The following is a 16,311-nucleotide window of genomic DNA, read 5'->3' on the forward strand; positions in this document are numbered from 1 at the left end:
CGTCCCGGCGACCGGACTGCGCGCGGCACGCGGGTCGCTCACGGCACGTCCAGCGGCCCGCCGTACCACTCCTCGATGATCGCGCGGGCGATCGACGTGCGGCCGGGCAGCAGCAGGGTGTCGCCGGCGCGTTCCCGGACCTCGTCCCGTGTGAACCACCGGACGTCGAGGATCTCCACGCCGTCGGGCCGGGCGGTCGACGGGTCCCCGTCCACCGCTCGGGCACGGAAGCCGAGCATGAGCGAGGCGGGGAACGGCCACGGCTGCGACCCGAGGTACTCGGGCTCCTCGACGCGGACGCCGGACTCCTCCCAGACCTCACGGCGGACGGCGTCCTCCAGCGACTCCCCCGGCTCGACGAAGCCGGCGAGCAGGGAGTAGCGGTCGGCGTCCCAGGCCGCGTTGGACCCGAGCAGGATGCGGTCGTCGGCGTCCGTGACCCCGACGATGATCGCCGCGTCGGTGCGCGGGAACAGCTCGTGGCCCTCGGGGTCGCGGCGGACCCACCCGCCGCTGACGACCTCGGCCGGGGATCCGGTGCGCGGGGAGAACCCGTGCACCGCGTGCCAGTTCGCCATCGCGACGGCCTCCACCGCGAGGCCCTGGTCGCGGGCGGACAGCTCGGTGCCGAACATGCGCAGGCTGACCCATGCGTCGTCGTCCGGCTCGATCGCCGCTGCGGCCGAGGCGTCGAGCATCGCCGCGACGAAGCGGGTGCCAGCCGGGGCGTCCGGCGCGTCCGCGACCGCGCGGCCCAGGTACAGCGTCACCGCGTCCTCGGGCACCGCCGCTGCATCGACGAAGCGCAGCGCGCCGCCGTCCTCGCGCAGGAGCTCGGCACCGCGCACGGGCAACCACCGCACCGACGGGTCGGCACGCAGCACACGGTCGAGGTCGGGCGTCGTCCGGAACTCCGCGTCGCGGTCGAGTTCGTTGCGGGACAGCGGGAGTCTGGCGGCGAACTCGACGGTCACGGCGGGGTGCTCCTCGGTCAGGACGGGCTTCTCAGCGGGACCCTGTGGACGGTGCCCGGGCTTGCACAGGCCAGCGTGGCGTGCGCTCCGGCACCGGACGCGGACCTACCCTGAAGGGCATGGCGGGATCCCAGTTCACTCTAGCCGCGTTGGCGACCACGGCCGTTCCCGGTCTGGTCCTGACCGGCACGCGCACGCTCGGCTCGGCCGCCTCCGGGGACTACGAGTCGGCGGTCCTGCGCGACGCGGACGGCACGCTCAGCGCGATCCGCCGGCCGCGCAACCAGCGGGCCGAGGCCCGGCAGTCCGCCGACCTCGTCGCGATCCGCGCCCTCAGCGCCGGCATCCGCTCGCGACTCCCGTTCGCCGTGGCCGAGTACCGCGGTCAGGCACCGATCGGCTCGACCAGGGCCATCGTCACGACCTACGTCCCCGGCACGCAGCCGACGCTGCGCGACCTGGGCGAGCGACCGGAGCTCGCGACCTCCGTCGGTCGGGCGGTCGCCGCCGTGCACCAGCTGCCGACGAGCTTCGTCACCGACGCCGGCCTGCCGTCGCTCACCCCGTTCGAGGTCCTGCGCTCAGCCGTCTCGGTGATGGACCGCGCGGTCGCGACCAAGCTCGTGCCCGCCGCCCTGGTCGAGCGGTGGGAGGGCGCCGCGCGCGACCAGCAGCTGTGGCAGTTCACGCCCACGGTCGTGCACGGCGCACTCGGCACCGGGGTCGTCCTGGTGGACGGCGACGCCGTCACCGGCATCCTCGACTGGGGCGAGCTCCGGCTCGGGGACCCCGCGAAGGACCTCGCGTGGGTGCTGGCCGGTCATCGTGACGGCTTCGACACCGTCCTCAGCGCGTACGAGGCGAACGGCGGCGGCCGTGACCGGCAGCTCGCCCAACGGGCCCGCGTGTACCACGAGCTCGAGACCGCGCAGTGGCTGCTGCACGGTGTGCAGGCGAAGAGCACCGAGGTCGTCGACGACGCGGTCGCGATGATGCACCGTCTGGTCGACGCGGTGCAGACGCCGAGTGCCGAACCGCTGCAGTCGGTCTCCCCCGACACGATGGAGATCGGCGAGGTCGAGCAGTTCCTGTCGTCGACCGAGCGTCGACACGGCTGAACCCGTCCTCGGACGCGGTCCGGGGCGTGCGCCCAGGGACGGAAGGGCCGTGGTTCCGTCAGGCGTCCTGCGACCGTCGCGACCATCCAGCGGTCTGGAGGCCCTGCGAGGCCCCGCCACGCGCCTCCCGTCCGTCAGGCCGTCCGTCACGCAGTCCGCACCGGCGGTGCAGGCTCAGCCGAGCGCGTCCTGCCACGCGCGCTCGAGACCGGCACGGTCGAGCAGTGCGGTCGGCCGGACCTCGAGGTCGTCCGCGACGAAGTAGAAGACCACGTCGACCTCGTCGACCGGTCGCCCGGTGAACTCGGCGTACGCCACCCGGTACAGCGCGAGCTGCAGCTGCCGTGCCGCCAGGTCGTCCGCGCCGGTGGGAGCCTTGCCGGTCTTCCAGTCGACCACCTCGGCGCGACCGCCGATCTCGTACACCGCATCGAGCTTGCACACCACGCTGTGGCCGAGGAACGGGATGTGGATCTCGCGTTCGACCTCGACCGGGGTGAGGTCGGCCCAGCGTGACCGCGCGAACGTCGCCTGGAACGCCGCCAGTCGCCGTGCGTCGTCGTCGGTGACCGCCGCGTCCGCCGAGGCGTCCACGGCCTCGTCGGCGTCGAGGTCGCGTTCGTCGTCCCACAGGTCGAGGGTCTCGAGCGAGCCGCCGCTGCGCGCACGCTGCTCGACCCACTGGTGGAAGAGCGTGCCGAGTCTGGTCGCGCGGTACGGCCGCTCCGGCATGGGTCGGCGCAGGCGCTCGGCGACCGCGTCCGGCTTCCCGACGTAGTCCTTGAAGCCCGAGGCCGGCACGCGGTGCGGGATCGCGACGCGGTGCCGTGCGGACCGCGCGGCCTGGCGCTCGGCGAGCAACAGGTCGATGTCCGCCGCGAAGCGCCCGGCCGCGCCGGGGTTCGCGTTCCGCACCCGGTCCGCGGCGGCGAGGACCCGTGCGCCCCGCTGCCCGAACGGCACGTGCGGCCAGGTCTGGGTCGCGCCGTCCCCGCCGAGCGGGTTCTCCTCGTGCGCGGTGCCGTCCGGCACGGCGTCCGCGGGGACGATCCCCGCCTCGACCAGGTCGTGCAGGTACCGGCTCGGAGCGGTCGGCTTGACGCCACCGGCCCAGGACGACCCGGACACGAGCAGGTCGTGCCGGGTCCTGGTCAGCGCCACGTAGGTCAGTCGGCGTTCCTCGTCCTCGTTGCGGGCCTTCACCTGCTCCTTGTACGCCTCGATCGCGTCGACGACGCCCTTCTGGTCCTCGTGGCCGCGCCAGTCGAGCCGCGGGAGCTCCTCGGCGTCCCCGCGGAACCCGTACGGCAACCGACCGAAGCCGAGCCACCCCGAGGACCCCTCCTGCGGGCGGGCCGGCAGCGCGCCCTCCACGAGTCGCGGCACGGCGACCGCGTCCCACTCGAGCCCCTTCGAGCCGTGGATCGTCAGGATCTGCACGGTGCCGGCCTCGGGCTCCTCGGACCGCGGACCCATGTCGTCGCGGCGCGCGGCGGCGTCGATCCAACCGAGGAACGCTCCGAGGTCGGCGCGGTCGTCGGTGGTCACGAAGCCGGCGAGCTCGTCGACGAACGCGTCGAGGAACGCGGCGCTCCCCTGCTCGTGGGCGGCGACCTCGACGTCGAGCCGCATCTCCTGCACCACCAGCGTGACGAAGTCCACGAGGTCCCCGGCCGCGCGGGACCGGAGCCCGGCGAGCTGCTGCCCGAGGTCGCGCATCCGCTGTCGGCCGGCGGGACTGATGCCCTCGAGGGCACCGTGGTCGTCCGGAGCGCTCGCGACGAAGTCGAGGGCATCGACGATCGACCCGTGCTCCCCGGCGGCGACGGAGGCCCGGAAGGCCGCGGTCAGCTCGTCGTCGAGGCGCTGCTGGGAGTGGTCGCGGCGGAACAGCCAGCGGGCGAGCTCGTGCAGTGCGGCGATGTCCGCCGCCCCGACCCGCCATCGTGCTCCGGCGAGCAGGCGGATGAGGTCGTTGCCCGCCGCGGGGTCGTGCAGGACCCGGAGGCACGCCACCAGGTCGACGATCTCGGGACGCTGCAGCAGACCACCGGTGCCGAGCACGTGGAACGGCACCCGGTGGGCGCCGAGCGCCGCGGTGAACGCCGACAGGTCCTTCCGCGACCGCAGCAGCAGTGCCATCGAACCCTCCGGCGCGGCACTCCGGCGCTCGGCGAACCATCGGGCGACGGCGTCTGCCTCGTCCGGCAGGGTCTCCGGGAAGACGGCGGTCACCGTGCCCCGGTCCGCTCCCGGTCGCGGCGCGAGGCGCTCCACCGCCACCTCGGAGGCTGCCGAGAGCGGGTCGACGACGGCGTTCGCGCCGGCGAGCACGTCCACGGGGTTGCGCCAGCTCGTGGACAGGGCGAAGGTGACCGGCGCCGCGGCCGACGCGGCGCTGTCCGTCGGTGCGCCGCTGTCCACGCGTGTGCCGCTGGCCGTCCCGCCGCCGAAGTCGCGCGGGAAGCGTGCCAGGTTCGCCGCACTCGCGCCCCGGAAGCCGTAGATCGACTGGTGCGGGTCCCCCACCGCCATCACCGGATGCCCCCGGAAGAGCCGGGCGAGGAACCGCGTCTGCACGACCGACGTGTCCTGGTACTCGTCGAGGAGCACCACACGGAAGCGGCTCCGCAGGTCGTCGACCACCCGCGGAGCGGACTCGGCCGCGGCGAGCGCGAGGGCGATCTGGTCGGAGAACTCCACGAAGCCGCGGTCGACCTTCTGCCGCCGGAACTCCTCGACCAGGTCCACGAGCGGTTCCAGGGCCCCGATCGCGGCCACGGCGTCCGTCACCGCCTTGTAGGGGTTCCCCCTCGCGTTCCCGGGCAGCTCGAGCAGGGCGCCGAAGTCGATCGCGAACCGGCGCAGGTCGGCAGGGTCGACGAGGTGCTCGGACACCGCACCGGCGAGCGACACGACGGCGGCGGTCACGGTGTCGACGTCGCGGTCGAGTCCCGCGAGCCGGTCGTCCCGCGCGCCGACGACCACGCGCCGGGCGAGCTGCCAGGCGGACGGTTCGGTCAGCACCTGCGACTCGCCGTCACGCCCGACCAGCAGGGCGTTCTCGCGGAACACGGCGTTGGCGAAGGCGTTGTAGGTCGAGACCGTCGGCGCCTCGAAGGCATCGCCCGCGGTCAGGAGCCCGACGTCCTCGAGCGCCCGGATCCGGTCGTTGATGCGCACGGACAGCTCGCCCGCGGCCTTGCGGGTGAACGTCAGGCCGAGGACCTCGGCCGGGCGGACGAAGCCGTTCGCGAGCAGCCACACCACCCGCGACGCCATGGTCTCGGTCTTGCCGCTGCCGGCACCGGCGACGACGAGCGCCGGGGCGAGCGGCGACTCGATCACCGCGCGCTGCTGGTCGGTCGGACGGGGGCGGCCGAGGGCGTCGGCGATCGCGTCGGCGTCGTGGGCGGCAGTGGACACGTCGGGGACGACGCGCGCCGCGGACGCGACCTGCACGTCGGACGTCGACCCGGACTGCGTGTCGGTCTCGGTCGTCACCAGGTCACCTCTCCCACGACGTGGATGCGGCACTCGACACCCGTGCGGGCCCGGTCGCAGTGGTCGTCGACGTTCGCCAGGAACGTCCGTCCGGCCATCCCCCGCGCGACCCCGTGCAGCCGCTCGCGGTAGGCCTCGCGCGCCTCGTCGTCGAAGGCGTGCTGCGTCCGCTCGGAGAAGGCCCGTCCGGCACGGGGGTTCTGCACGAAGACCAGTCGGGCGTCGGCCATCGGTGCCCCGGCCGGGACACCGTCGACCGCGCCGTCCTCGACCGCGAGCTGGTACGCGCCGAGCTGCGGGTGCTCGGGCATGTCGTTCTTCTCGCTCGGCATCGACCGTCCGGTCTTCAGGTCGACGACGCTCACCCGCCCGTCCGGGTCCACCTCGATCCGGTCGATGCTGCCGCGCATCCGGGCGGGACCGGTGACGAGCGCGAACGAGGTCTCCGCACCGAGCAGCCGTCGCCCGGCGCTGGCGAACGTGCGCAGGTAGTCGCTCAGTCCCTCGATCATCCGCCGGGTCCTGGCCCGTTCGCGGTCGGCGACCCACGGCGACTCGAAGGTCAGCTCGTCCCACCGGCCCTCGACGTGCTCCCACAGCGACTCGACGTCGACCGCGGTGGCCTGCTCCATCGCCTCGTGCACGATCGTCCCGATGCCCATCGCCGGACTCGGAGCGCCGCCGCCGAAGGTCTGCACGAACCAGTGCACCGGGCACTCCTCGAAGGTGCCGATGCGCGAGGGCGACACGGCCACCGTCGGGGCGACCGGCTCGCCGCCCTCGTGCTCGGGTGCCGGCGGGGCGTCGAGGTCGACGAGCGGGTCCTCGGTCGTCGGCTCGGCCGTCCCGTACCACTCGTCCGGCGACGCTCCGGCGACGCCGGCCTCCGCCAGCCGCGCGAGGGCGGATGCTGCCTCGTGGTCGCCCGAGGTCACCACCCGGCGGCGGAGCGACCCCGCCATCCCCCGGAGCGACAGCGGGTGCACGGTCGGTTGCCGGTCCGGCGGCACCGGGACGAGCCGGACGAACGGCGACGGGGCCTCGTCGTCGTTGGCGACCGTCCCGATGACGACCTGCGTCGTGGCGCGGGAGACGGCGCGGGCGAACAGCCGGAGTTCGTCCGCGATCACCGCTGCCCGGTCGTCGACGGTCCGGTCGTCGTCACCGGCGGCGGCACGCACCAGCCCGTCCGGGTCGAGCAGGCTCCCCCGGACCCGCGTGTTCGGCCAGACGCCGTCCTGCAGCCCGAGCACGACGACCACGTCGCACTCGAGCCCGATGGTGGCCGACGGGGTGAGCACCCGCACGCGGCCGGCCGTGCGGTCGGGGCCGATCGAGTCCTCGGGCAGGTCGGCTCCGAGCAGGTCGTCGACGAACACCCGCGCGGGTGCGTCGGGGGTCCGCTCGACGAAGCGCTTCGCGGCGGTGAAGAGTCCGACGACGGCGTCGAGGTGCCGGTCGGCCTCGGCGGCGCCCACCCCGCCGGCCGCAGACTGCCCGCCCCACGCGGTCGCCAGACCGCTGCGCTCCCAGAGCCCCCAGAGGATCTCCTCGATGCTGGCGTCGGCCGTGGCGTCCGCCCGCGCCTGCACGAGACTGCGCGCGAGCCGGGTGGCACGACGGGCGAACCCGGCGTCGACGGTGGCGAGCCGCTCGGGCGCACCGAGTGCATCGACGAGCAGTTCGTCGGCGGTGCGGGTCCCGCCGCCGGCGAGCTCCTCGCGGCGCAGGGCGAGCCGGAGCCGCCGCATCGCCAGGGTGTCCAGCCCGCCGAGGGGTCCGGTCGCGAACGCCGTGGCGAGGTCGGCGTCGAGCGGGAGCACCCCGAGGGCGACCGCGGCCGCGTCGAGCAGCGATCGGGCGGCGCTGTCGTCACGCGGACGGACCGGCGCGGCGCCCGCCGTCGCGGGGACCTCGGCGACGGACAGTGCCCGGACGAGCTCGGGGATCGCCGCACCGCTCCGGGTGACGACCGCCATCCGGTGCCACGGGACGCCGTCGAGCAGCCGGTGCTCCCGGAGGCGTCGGGCGATCGCGACGACGAGCGCCGAACGGCTGCCTGCTTCGAGGTGCAGCACGGCATCGCTGCGCGCGTCCGTCGTCGACGCCACCGCGGTCCGCTGCCGTCCGGCTGCGGCGGTACCGATCCGCGCCGTCACCGCACCGACGAGCGCACGGACCGGAGCCGCGTGCCGGTGCACCGTGCCGAGCACGACCTCGTCGACGCGCTCCACGCCGAGCCGGACGGCCAGTCGCCCGAGCACGTCCGGCTCGGCACCGCGGAACGCCGAGGCCGCGATGTCCGGGTCGCCGAACGCGACGACCTGCACGCCGGAGCGGGCGAGTGCCCCGAGGAGGGCGATCTCACCCTCGACGAGCTCCTGGGTGTCGTCGACGACGAGCAGGCGCAGCGCCGCGATGCTCGCCGGGACCTCGTGGCGGAGCACCGCGGCGGTCGCGAACGCCACCAGCTCGGCCGCGTCCAGACTGCTGCCCCGGAAGGCCGTCACCGACGCGCGGTAGTCGTCCACGAAGTCGCCGACCGCGCGCCACTCGGGGCGTCCCCGCTCGTCGGCGAGCTCGCGCATGTCGTCCGGTTCGACCCCGGCGGCCACCGCACGCATCATGACGTCGCGGAGCGCCGTGCGGAACCCGGCGCGCTCGCGCACCACGGCGGTGATCGGCGGCGGCCACGCGGGGCCGTCGCCGTCGGCCTCGTGCCCCTCGAGCAGGTCGGCGATGATGCGGTCCTGCTCCCCACCGGTCAGCAGCGTCGGCGCCTCCTGCCCCTGCAGCGCCGCGGCGTGCGCGACGACCTGGAAGGCGAGGGAGTTGACGGTCCGGGCGAGCGCCCCCGGGACGACCCGGTCGACCGCCGCGGCCAGGCGGTCGCGGAGCGCGGTCGCCGCTGTGCGCGCCGAGGTCAGCGCGAGCACCGTGGCGTGGCCGTCCGTCGACACCGCGTCCGGGCGGGCGAGCCGGTCGGCGACGAGCCGGGTGAGCGTGGTGGTCTTGCCGGTGCCCGGAGCGCCGATGACCGCCGCGTGCCTGCCGTCGGGCAGGGCGAGGACGGCGTCCTGCGCCGGGTCCGTCACGAGCGCGCGGGCGGCCCCGACGTCCTCGGGGAGGGTCGTCAGCGTGGTCCTGGGCACGCGGACACGGTACCGACCACGGCCGACAGCAGCGGTCGACGCACCGCTGTCGGTGCCGCACCGGGCCGTGGGTCGGCACCGGGCCGACACCGCTGCCGCCGCCGCGGTGCGCCTCGGGCGAACGCCCGGTGCCGGCAGGTGCCGCTCGGATACGCTGTGCTCGTGGACATCAAGATCGGCATCATCAACAGCCCGCGCGAGATCGCCTTCGAGACCGCCCAGAGCGCCGAGGAGATCGAGCAGGCCGTCGCCGCGGCCCTCGAGTCGCAGTCGACCCACCTCTCCCTCAAGGACGAGAAGGGCCGTCGCTTCATCGTGCCGGTCGCCTCGCTCGCCTACGTCGAGGTCGGCGCAGAGGAGTCGCGGCGCATCGGCTTCGTCGCCTGACGTGGAGCTGCTCTTCGCCGTGCTCGGCGGCCTCATCGCCGGGGCCGTCGCGCACGTCGTCGTGCCGTGGCGCTCGACCCGCGGCGCGCTGCTGGGTCCGGCCGTCGGTGGCATCGTGGCCGCCGTCGTGTGGGAGGCCCTGACCTGGGCCGGCTGGCGGTACGACGGCGGGTGGATCTGGGTGACCGCCCTGGTCGGCGCGGGCGTCGTCGCGGTCGTGGCCGAGTGGGTCCTCGGACGCCGTCGCACCGCTGCGGACGAGGCCTTCTTCGAGCGGGCGCGCACCGAGCGCGCCCGAACGCAGACGACACGAGCGCGCACCTGAGCGCGCCTGAGCGGAGCGGACCTGAGCGCACCGGAGCGGAGCGCGCCTGAGCGCAGCGGACGCGGGCGCGACGGACAGCAGACAGCGCCGCTCCGAGCACGACCGAGTCGCTCGTGTCGGCCCGTCCGGCGTCCCGGCGCCGCCGGACGTCAGGCGGTCAGGCCGAGGGCGTCCATCCGCCGGGTGTGCGCCGCGATGAGCTCCGTCCACACCGGCTCGAGCTTCTCCTGGTCCTCCCGCGCGTGGACCGCCAGCGCCGACCGTGCCACGAGCAAGGTGTCGCCCACGAGTCGACGGCCCCACATCGCCAGGCGCGACCCGATGCGCGGGTCCTGTTCGATGTGCGACGACAGCTCCTGCACGACCGCCGGCTCCTCGCGCGCGTCGAACACGGTCCGGAGACGCTGTCGGACGTCGAGCGGCAGCGACCGGAGCATGTTGCCGAACAGGTCGTTCAGGATGCCCGCCGTCACGTACCCGGTGAGCATCGACTCGTACCAGTCGGCACCGCTGGTACGCAGCAGGAAGCGGTCGATCGCCTCGCGGTGCGGCTCCATCAGCGTCGCCGGCTCGCCGCCGGTCCGCTCGATCTCGGCCACGATCGTGCGGTGCCGTTCGAGCGCCGTCGTCGCGAGCACCCCCGTGACGAGGCGTCCGGACATCGTCGGCGCCGCAGCACCGGCACGACCCATCGTCTCGTAGAGCGACAGCTGCAGGTACGCGGCCTGCCCCAGGTAGACGTCGAGCTCCGGGCTCACGTCGTCCAGCTGCAGGCGCTCCACGGGCGAGGCGTTCCGCGGGTTGCGCGAGGCCAGCCACGCGGCGGCGAGCTGCGCAGCGCGCTTCCGGTTCCACCACGACACCACGCCCCAAGCATACGGGCAGCGGGCGCCGCTCCCGCCCGGCGGGCGCTGCCGTCGTCGGCCGTCGGTAGACTGTCGTCGACCTCCACCAGGACTAAGGTGCTTCTTTGACTTTCGCAGACCTCACCATCGAGCAGGACATCGTCGACGCGCTCGCGACGAAGGGCATCACCGAGCCCTTCCCGATCCAGCAGCAGACGATCCCGCTCGCCCTCACCGGCCAGGACATCATCGGCCAGGCCAAGACGGGCACCGGCAAGACCTTCGGCTTCGGCCTCCCCCTGATCCAGCGCCTCGGTGCCGCTCCGGAGCCGGGGGTCAAGGCGCTCGTCGTCGTCCCGACCCGCGAGCTCGCGGTGCAGGTGACCGAGGACCTCGAGCTCGCCACGTCGAACCGCCCGACCACGATCGTGTCGATCTACGGCGGCAAGGCGTACGAGGGCCAGATCGAGCAGCTCAAGGCCGGCGCCCAGATCGTCGTCGGTACGCCCGGTCGCCTCATCGACCTGCAGCGCCAGCGCCTGCTCGACCTGTCCAAGGTGCAGGAGGTCGTGCTCGACGAGGCCGACCGCATGCTCGACCTCGGCTTCCTGTCGGACATCGAGCGCATCTTCCAGGCCGTCCCCGCGGTGCGCCACACGATGCTGTTCTCGGCGACGATGCCGGCTCCGATCGTCGCGCTCGCCCGTCGCTTCATGACCCGGCCGGTGCACATCCGCGCGACGGACCCGGACGAGGGCCTGACGCAGGCGAACATCAAGCACGTCATCTACCGCGCGCACTCGCTCGACAAGGACGAGGTCATCGCCCGCATCCTGCAGGCGGAGGGCCGCGGCAAGACCGTGATCTTCACCCGCACCAAGCGCGCCGCGGCGAAGCTCGTCGAGGAGCTGAAGGACCGCGGCTTCAACGCCGCGGCCGTCCACGGCGACCTCAACCAGGAGCAGCGCGAGCGTGCCATGGCCGCGTTCAAGGCCGGCAAGCGCGACGTGCTCATCGCGACCGACGTCGCCGCCCGTGGCATCGACGTCGACGACGTGACGCACGTCATCAACCACACGATCCCGGACGACCCGGACACCTACCTGCACCGCGCCGGCCGCACCGGCCGTGCCGGCAAGACGGGCATCGCGGTCACCTTCGTGGACTGGGACGACCTGCACAAGTGGACGCTCATCGACAAGGCCCTCGAGTTCGGCATCCCCGAGCCCGTCGAGACCTACTCGTCGTCGCCGCACCTGTTCACGGACCTCGACATCCCCGCCGGCACGAAGGGCCGCCTGCCCGGCGCGTCCTCGCACGCGGCCGAGGCCGGCTCCGCGCCGAAGCGTGGCGAGCGCAGCGGTGACCGCCAGGGCGGCGAGCGCAGCGGCTCCCGTTCGCGGTCCCGCACCCGCACCCGGACGGGAGGCCCGCAGCAGTCCGACGCGTCGGCCCCCGCCGAGCAGACCACCGGCACCGACGCCGCACAGCCGTCCACCGAGGGCGCGACCGACACTGCCTCCACCGACGGCGCCGCGAAGCGTCGTCGTCGCCGCCGTCGTCGCAGCGGCGGCAGCGGTTCCGCTGAGGCGACCGCCTCGGCACCGCAGGGCACCGGCGAGGGCGAGTAGCGCCTCCCGTCCGCTCGACGGCCCCGTCACCGACGTGACGGGGCCTTCGTCGTCCGCACCCACGAGCGGGACGCGTCATCCGCGTCTCGGACCCGGCGACGGATCGCGTGTCCGTCTGCGCGAGGTGTGTCGCGCAGGCCGGACCCGGGGCGCGCCGCGGCGACCGGCGCGGCGTCAGGCCAGGCGGGAACCCGGACCGTGGACCGGCGCGCTGCCGGTGGCCTGGTCGACGATCGCGTCGAACGACGCGCGCGCGGTTCGGTGCTCGCCGAAGCGGTTCGGCTTGCCGGTGCCGTGGTAGTCGCTCGACCCGGTGACGAAGAGGTCGTAGCGCTCCGCCCAGTCGAGCAGCGTGCGCTTGCCGTGCGCCAGGTTCTCGCGGTGGTCGACCTCGAGCCCGCCGAGCCCGGCGTCGACGAGCTCGCGGAGCATCGGCTCGTCGATGACGATCCCCCGTGAGGACGCCGCCGGGTGGGCGATGACCGGCACCCCGCCCGCACCGCGGATCAGCTCGACCCCGCGGAGGGGCGTCGGCGCCTCGTGCGGCTCGTAGTACCCGGAGGCCGGGTGCAGGATCCCGCGGAAGGCCGCGCTGCGGTCCGGTTCCAGGCCCCGGGCGACCAGGGCGTCGGCGATGTGCGGGCGGCCGATCGTGGCGCCGTCGCGCGCCTGGGCGAGGACGTCCTCCCAGGTGATCGGGTGGTCGCGGCCGATGCGCTCGACCATGCGCCGTGCGCGTGCGAACCGGCCGTCGCGGATCCGTGCGGTCTCCGCGACCAGGGCGTCGTCGGCCGGGTCGACCAGGTAGCCGAGCACGTGCACGCTGCGGTGGCCGACCCGGGTGCTCAGCTCGAGGCCGGGGAGCAGCGACATCGGACGATCGCGGACGGCGGCGATCGCCTCGTCCCACCCCGCCGTCGTGTCGTGGTCCGTCAGGGCGACGCCGTCGAGGCCGGCCGCGGCGGCCGCGGCGACGAGGTCCGCCGGCCGCTCGGTGCCGTCGGACACGCTCGAGTGGGCGTGCAGGTCGATGAACGGATCGGGCACGTCCTCCATGCTACCGACAGGTGAACGGCCGCTCAGGCCGGAGGGTCAGCTCGGTGCGATGATGGGTGACATGGCCGACACCACTCCCCGCGCGACGAGCAACCGATCCACCACCCCCGGGTCCTCGACCTTCAAGGACCACATCGCGTCGCAGTGGGCGGACCGTGCACGGCCGACCCCCGAGCCCCGCGAGCAGTCGGCCTTCGCCGCCGAGCGCCGCGCGCGCATCTCGGAGCTGCACCCCGGGCGCACGATCGTGGTGCCCGCCGGCCAGGCGAAGGTCCGATCGAACGACTGCGACTACCCGTTCCGTCCGCACTCGACCTTCGCGCACCTGACCGGCTGGGGCACCGACACGGTCGTCGGCTCCGTGCTCGTGATGACCCCGAACGGGTCCGGGCACGACGCCACGCTGTACTTCCGCGCCACCGCCGGCCGCGACTCCGAGGAGTTCTACGCGAATCCCGAGATCGGCGAGTTCTGGGTCGGCCCCCGACCTTCGCTCGACGAGGTCGCCGCCGACCTCGGGCTGGCGACGGCCGACCTCGTAGCATTCGCGGAGGTCGCGGACGGCCTCGACGCGTCGGTCCTGCTCGTCCGTGACGCCGACACCGAGCTCACGCGCGCGATCGACTCCCGCCTCGGCACCACCGTCGGCGGGGCAGAGGCTGCGGACCAGACCCCCGCGACCGACGACCTGCTCTCCCGCGACCTGTCCGAGCTCCGGCTCGTGAAGGACGCCTACGAGGTCAACGAGCTCCGCAAGGCGGTCGAGGCCACGGGGTCCGGCTTCGACGACGTCATCGCCGACTTCGACGCCGTCCTCGCGCACCCCCGCGGCGAGCGCATCGTCGAGGGCACCTTCAACCGTCGCGCGCGGGCCGACGGCAACACGGTGGGCTACGACACCATCGCCGCGTCCGGCCACCACGCCTGCATCCTGCACTGGACCCGCAACGACGGTGCCGTGCAGCCGGGCGACCTGATCCTCATCGACGCCGGCGTCGAGGTCGACTCGTTCTACACCGCCGACATCACCCGGACCCTGCCGGTCAGCGGGACCTTCACCGACGTGCAGCGCATGGTCTACGAGGCCGTGCTCGAGGCCGCGGACGCCGCGTTCGCGATCGTGAAGCCGGGCATCACGTTCCGCGAGGTGCACACCACCGCGATGGAGGTCATCGCGCGGAAGACCGCCGAGTGGGGCTTCCTGCCCGGCACCGCCGAGGAGTCGCTGCAGCCGGACAACCAGTTCCACCGCCGCTACATGGTGCACGGGACGAGCCACCACCTCGGGCTCGACGTCCACGACTGCGCCAAGGCCCGCCGCGAGATGTACATCGACGGCGTCGTGCAGCCGGGGATGGTGTTCACGATCGAGCCCGGCCTGTACTTCCAGCAGGACGACCTGACCGTGCCCGAGGAGTTCCGCGGCATCGGCGTCCGCATCGAGGACGACATCCTGGTCACCGAGGACGGCGCCGAGAACCTGTCCGTCGGCATCCCGCGGACCCCCTCGGAAGTGGAGGGGTGGATCGCCCGCACCGGCCGCTAGCCTGAGGACGTGACGACGACGCCAGAGGCCTCCACCAGCACGACCACCGCTCAGCCGGACACCCGGACCGCGACGGCCGTGCCCCGCGGACTCGTGATCGACGTCGAGCACTTCGACTCCCCCGACGCGCAGCGGCTCCGTGCCGCGCAGCGCCTGGAGATCGACCGGGCCTACGGCGGGGACACGGAACCGGGCGAGAAGCCGACGGCGGACTCGATCGCGGTGTTCTTCCTGGCCCGCGACGAGGACGGCACCCCGCTCGGGTGCGGCGGCCTGCGCCTGGTGCAGGACGGCATCGCCGAGGTCAAGCGGATGTACGTGCGACCGGAGTCCCGGGGGGCCGGGGTGTCCAGCGCGATCCTCCGCCGGCTCGAGGAGGCTGCGATCGACCTCGGCTCCCCGGCGCTCGTGCTCGAGACCGGCGACGAGCAGAAGCGCGCCATCGGGTTCTACGAGCGCGAGGGCTTCCGGCGGATCGCGCAGTTCGGACCGTACGTCGGCGCGGCCCGGTCGATCTGCTACTCGAAGGTGCTCTGACGCACCGAGGTGCTCTGACGCACCGCTGGGGGCCCTGACGCCGAACGCCCGCGCCGACGATCGTCGGCGCGGGCGTTCCGCATCTGTCGGGGGTGTCAGCCGCGGTCGTCGTCGCGACGGGCCTCGGGCGCGGAACCAGGGCGGTCGTCTGCACCGTCGGCACGCTCTTCGGCGCCGTGGACGCGCTCCCCGTACTGCGGGGGCTGGTCGGGCCGGGACTGCGGGAGGCGCGGGTCCGACGTCGGCGCGGGCTGCTGCGCCGTCTGCGGGGTCTCGCCGTAGCGCGGCCCGTCGTTCGTGCCGTACCGCGGCCCGTCGTCGGTGCCGTACCGCGGCCCGCCGTCCGTGCCGGACCGCGGACCGGCACCGGGGTGGGACGCGCCGCCCTGCGGACCGCCGGCCGACGGGCCGGACTGCTGCGGGCCTCCCGGGCGGGACTGCTGCTGCGGCTGGTGGGGCGTCGCGTGCCCGCCGTAGGGCGAGCCCTGCTGCGGACCCGGGCGCCAGGGCTCCTGCCCCTGGAACGGACGGGCCTGGGAGCCGGGCGCGCCCGGCTGCGGTGCGTCGTTCCAGTGCGTGGACGGCGTCGCGCCGTGCTGTCCGAGGATCCGCTGCGCCTGACCGGTGAGCTGCGGGTCGACGACGATCTGGTAGTTCGTGGCGAGCACCTGGTGCACGCTCGTGAAGTCGCGCTGCCGCTTGGTGATGGCGAACGACACGATGCCGTACAGCATGCCGAACGCGGCGCCGATGATCGCCGCGGCGATGATCAGGCCACCGGCGGTCGGCGAGAACAGGGTCAGCACGATGCCGAAGAAGATGCCGAGCCAGAGACCGGACAGCGCGCCGGCGATCGCCGCGCGGCCGTAGGTCATCTTGCCGGTGACCCGCTCGACCGTCTTCAGGTCGTTGCCGACGATCGCGATCTTCGCGACGGGGAAGTCCGCCTCGGCGAGCTTCGCGACGACGCGCTGGGCGTCCGGGTAGCTGTCGTAGGTGCCGAGGACGTCCCCGCGCGGCAGCGTCGGGAAGGCCTGGGCGGTGCGTCCGGCGAACGGGCTCTGGTTGCTCACCCAGCCATCATCCACCGGGCACCTTGCGATCGCACGTGCGCCTCCCGGGAACCTCCGGGGCACCGGCGCGCAGGCCCCGGGACGACCGGCGCGGCGATCCCCCGGCACCACCGGTGCACTGTCTCAGGGTGGGCCGTGCCCGCGCGCCCCCGGCCCCTGCGGC

12 protein-coding genes are annotated in these 16,311 nt (G+C 74.1%); 6 read left to right on the plus strand and 6 right to left on the minus strand.

Annotated elements, in window-relative coordinates; all coding sequences use genetic code 11:
- Positions 1–38: 38 nt before the first annotated feature.
- Positions 39–974 (minus strand): NAD(+) diphosphatase, encoded by a 936-nt coding sequence (gene nudC / locus QUG98_RS01385; protein ID WP_289468855.1) that lies wholly within the window; start codon positions 972–974, stop codon positions 39–41.
- 119 nt (positions 975–1,093) lie between these two features.
- Here nudC and QUG98_RS01390 point away from each other — a divergent pair, with 119 nt between their 5' ends.
- Positions 1,094–2,092: a phosphotransferase gene (locus QUG98_RS01390; protein WP_289468856.1), complete on the plus strand. Its 999-nt coding sequence runs from the start codon at positions 1,094–1,096 to the stop codon at positions 2,090–2,092.
- A gap of 174 nt (positions 2,093–2,266) precedes the next feature.
- On the opposite strand, the gene QUG98_RS01395 is transcribed toward QUG98_RS01390, so the two are convergent.
- Both QUG98_RS01395 and QUG98_RS01400 read right to left on the minus strand, forming a co-directional pair.
- Positions 2,267–5,596 carry an ATP-dependent DNA helicase gene (locus tag QUG98_RS01395; protein WP_289468857.1) on the minus strand — a complete coding sequence of 1,110 codons (3,330 nt, stop codon included), beginning with the start codon at positions 5,594–5,596 and terminating at the stop codon, positions 2,267–2,269.
- Complete coding sequence (locus QUG98_RS01400) at positions 5,593–8,748, minus strand: ATP-dependent helicase (RefSeq protein WP_289468858.1); 3,156 nt, start codon at positions 8,746–8,748, stop codon at positions 5,593–5,595. Before QUG98_RS01400 ends, QUG98_RS01395 begins: the two co-directional genes overlap by 4 nt.
- A 162-nt stretch (positions 8,749–8,910) precedes the next feature.
- Between QUG98_RS01400 and QUG98_RS01405 the strand changes: the two genes are divergently transcribed.
- Together QUG98_RS01405 and QUG98_RS01410 are read left to right on the plus strand one after the other, a co-directional pair.
- A complete protein-coding gene (locus QUG98_RS01405) occupies positions 8,911–9,135 on the plus strand; it encodes a DUF3107 domain-containing protein (RefSeq protein ID WP_066657860.1) in 225 nt (74 codons plus the stop codon).
- 1 nt (position 9,136) lies between these two features.
- The gene (locus QUG98_RS01410) at positions 9,137–9,460 is read left to right on the plus strand and encodes a hypothetical protein (protein ID WP_289468859.1); all 324 of its coding nucleotides are present in this window, start codon (positions 9,137–9,139) and stop codon (positions 9,458–9,460) included.
- A gap of 149 nt (positions 9,461–9,609) precedes the next feature.
- On the opposite strand, the gene QUG98_RS01415 is transcribed toward QUG98_RS01410, so the two are convergent.
- The gene (locus tag QUG98_RS01415) at positions 9,610–10,326 is read right to left on the minus strand and encodes a ferritin-like fold-containing protein (RefSeq protein WP_137766728.1); all 717 of its coding nucleotides are present in this window, start codon (positions 10,324–10,326) and stop codon (positions 9,610–9,612) included.
- 104 nt (positions 10,327–10,430) lie between these two features.
- Here QUG98_RS01415 and QUG98_RS01420 point away from each other — a divergent pair, with 104 nt between their 5' ends.
- Complete coding sequence (locus tag QUG98_RS01420) at positions 10,431–11,936, plus strand: DEAD/DEAH box helicase (RefSeq protein WP_289468860.1); 1,506 nt, start codon at positions 10,431–10,433, stop codon at positions 11,934–11,936.
- 174 nt (positions 11,937–12,110) lie between these two features.
- On the opposite strand, the gene QUG98_RS01425 is transcribed toward QUG98_RS01420, so the two are convergent.
- Positions 12,111–12,992, minus strand: a complete 882-nt coding sequence (locus tag QUG98_RS01425) for a PHP domain-containing protein (protein WP_289468861.1) — start codon at positions 12,990–12,992, stop codon at positions 12,111–12,113.
- Between the two features lie 61 nt (positions 12,993–13,053).
- Here QUG98_RS01425 and QUG98_RS01430 point away from each other — a divergent pair, with 61 nt between their 5' ends.
- Together QUG98_RS01430 and QUG98_RS01435 are read left to right on the plus strand one after the other, a co-directional pair.
- Positions 13,054–14,538, plus strand: coding sequence for an aminopeptidase P family protein (locus QUG98_RS01430; RefSeq protein WP_289468862.1), 1,485 nt, complete (start codon positions 13,054–13,056; stop codon positions 14,536–14,538).
- 9 nt (positions 14,539–14,547) lie between these two features.
- Positions 14,548–15,075 carry a GNAT family N-acetyltransferase gene (locus QUG98_RS01435; protein ID WP_353067818.1) on the plus strand — a complete coding sequence of 176 codons (528 nt, stop codon included), beginning with the start codon at positions 14,548–14,550 and terminating at the stop codon, positions 15,073–15,075.
- Between the two features lie 95 nt (positions 15,076–15,170).
- Here the strand turns inward: QUG98_RS01435 and QUG98_RS01440 are convergent, their stop codons facing one another.
- A complete protein-coding gene (locus QUG98_RS01440) occupies positions 15,171–16,148 on the minus strand; it encodes a YflT domain-containing protein (RefSeq protein ID WP_289468863.1) in 978 nt (325 codons plus the stop codon).
- Between the last annotated feature and the right edge of the window lie 163 nt (positions 16,149–16,311).

Source organism: Curtobacterium subtropicum, assembly GCF_030362975.1.
GTDB lineage: Bacteria > Actinomycetota > Actinomycetes > Actinomycetales > Microbacteriaceae > Curtobacterium > Curtobacterium subtropicum.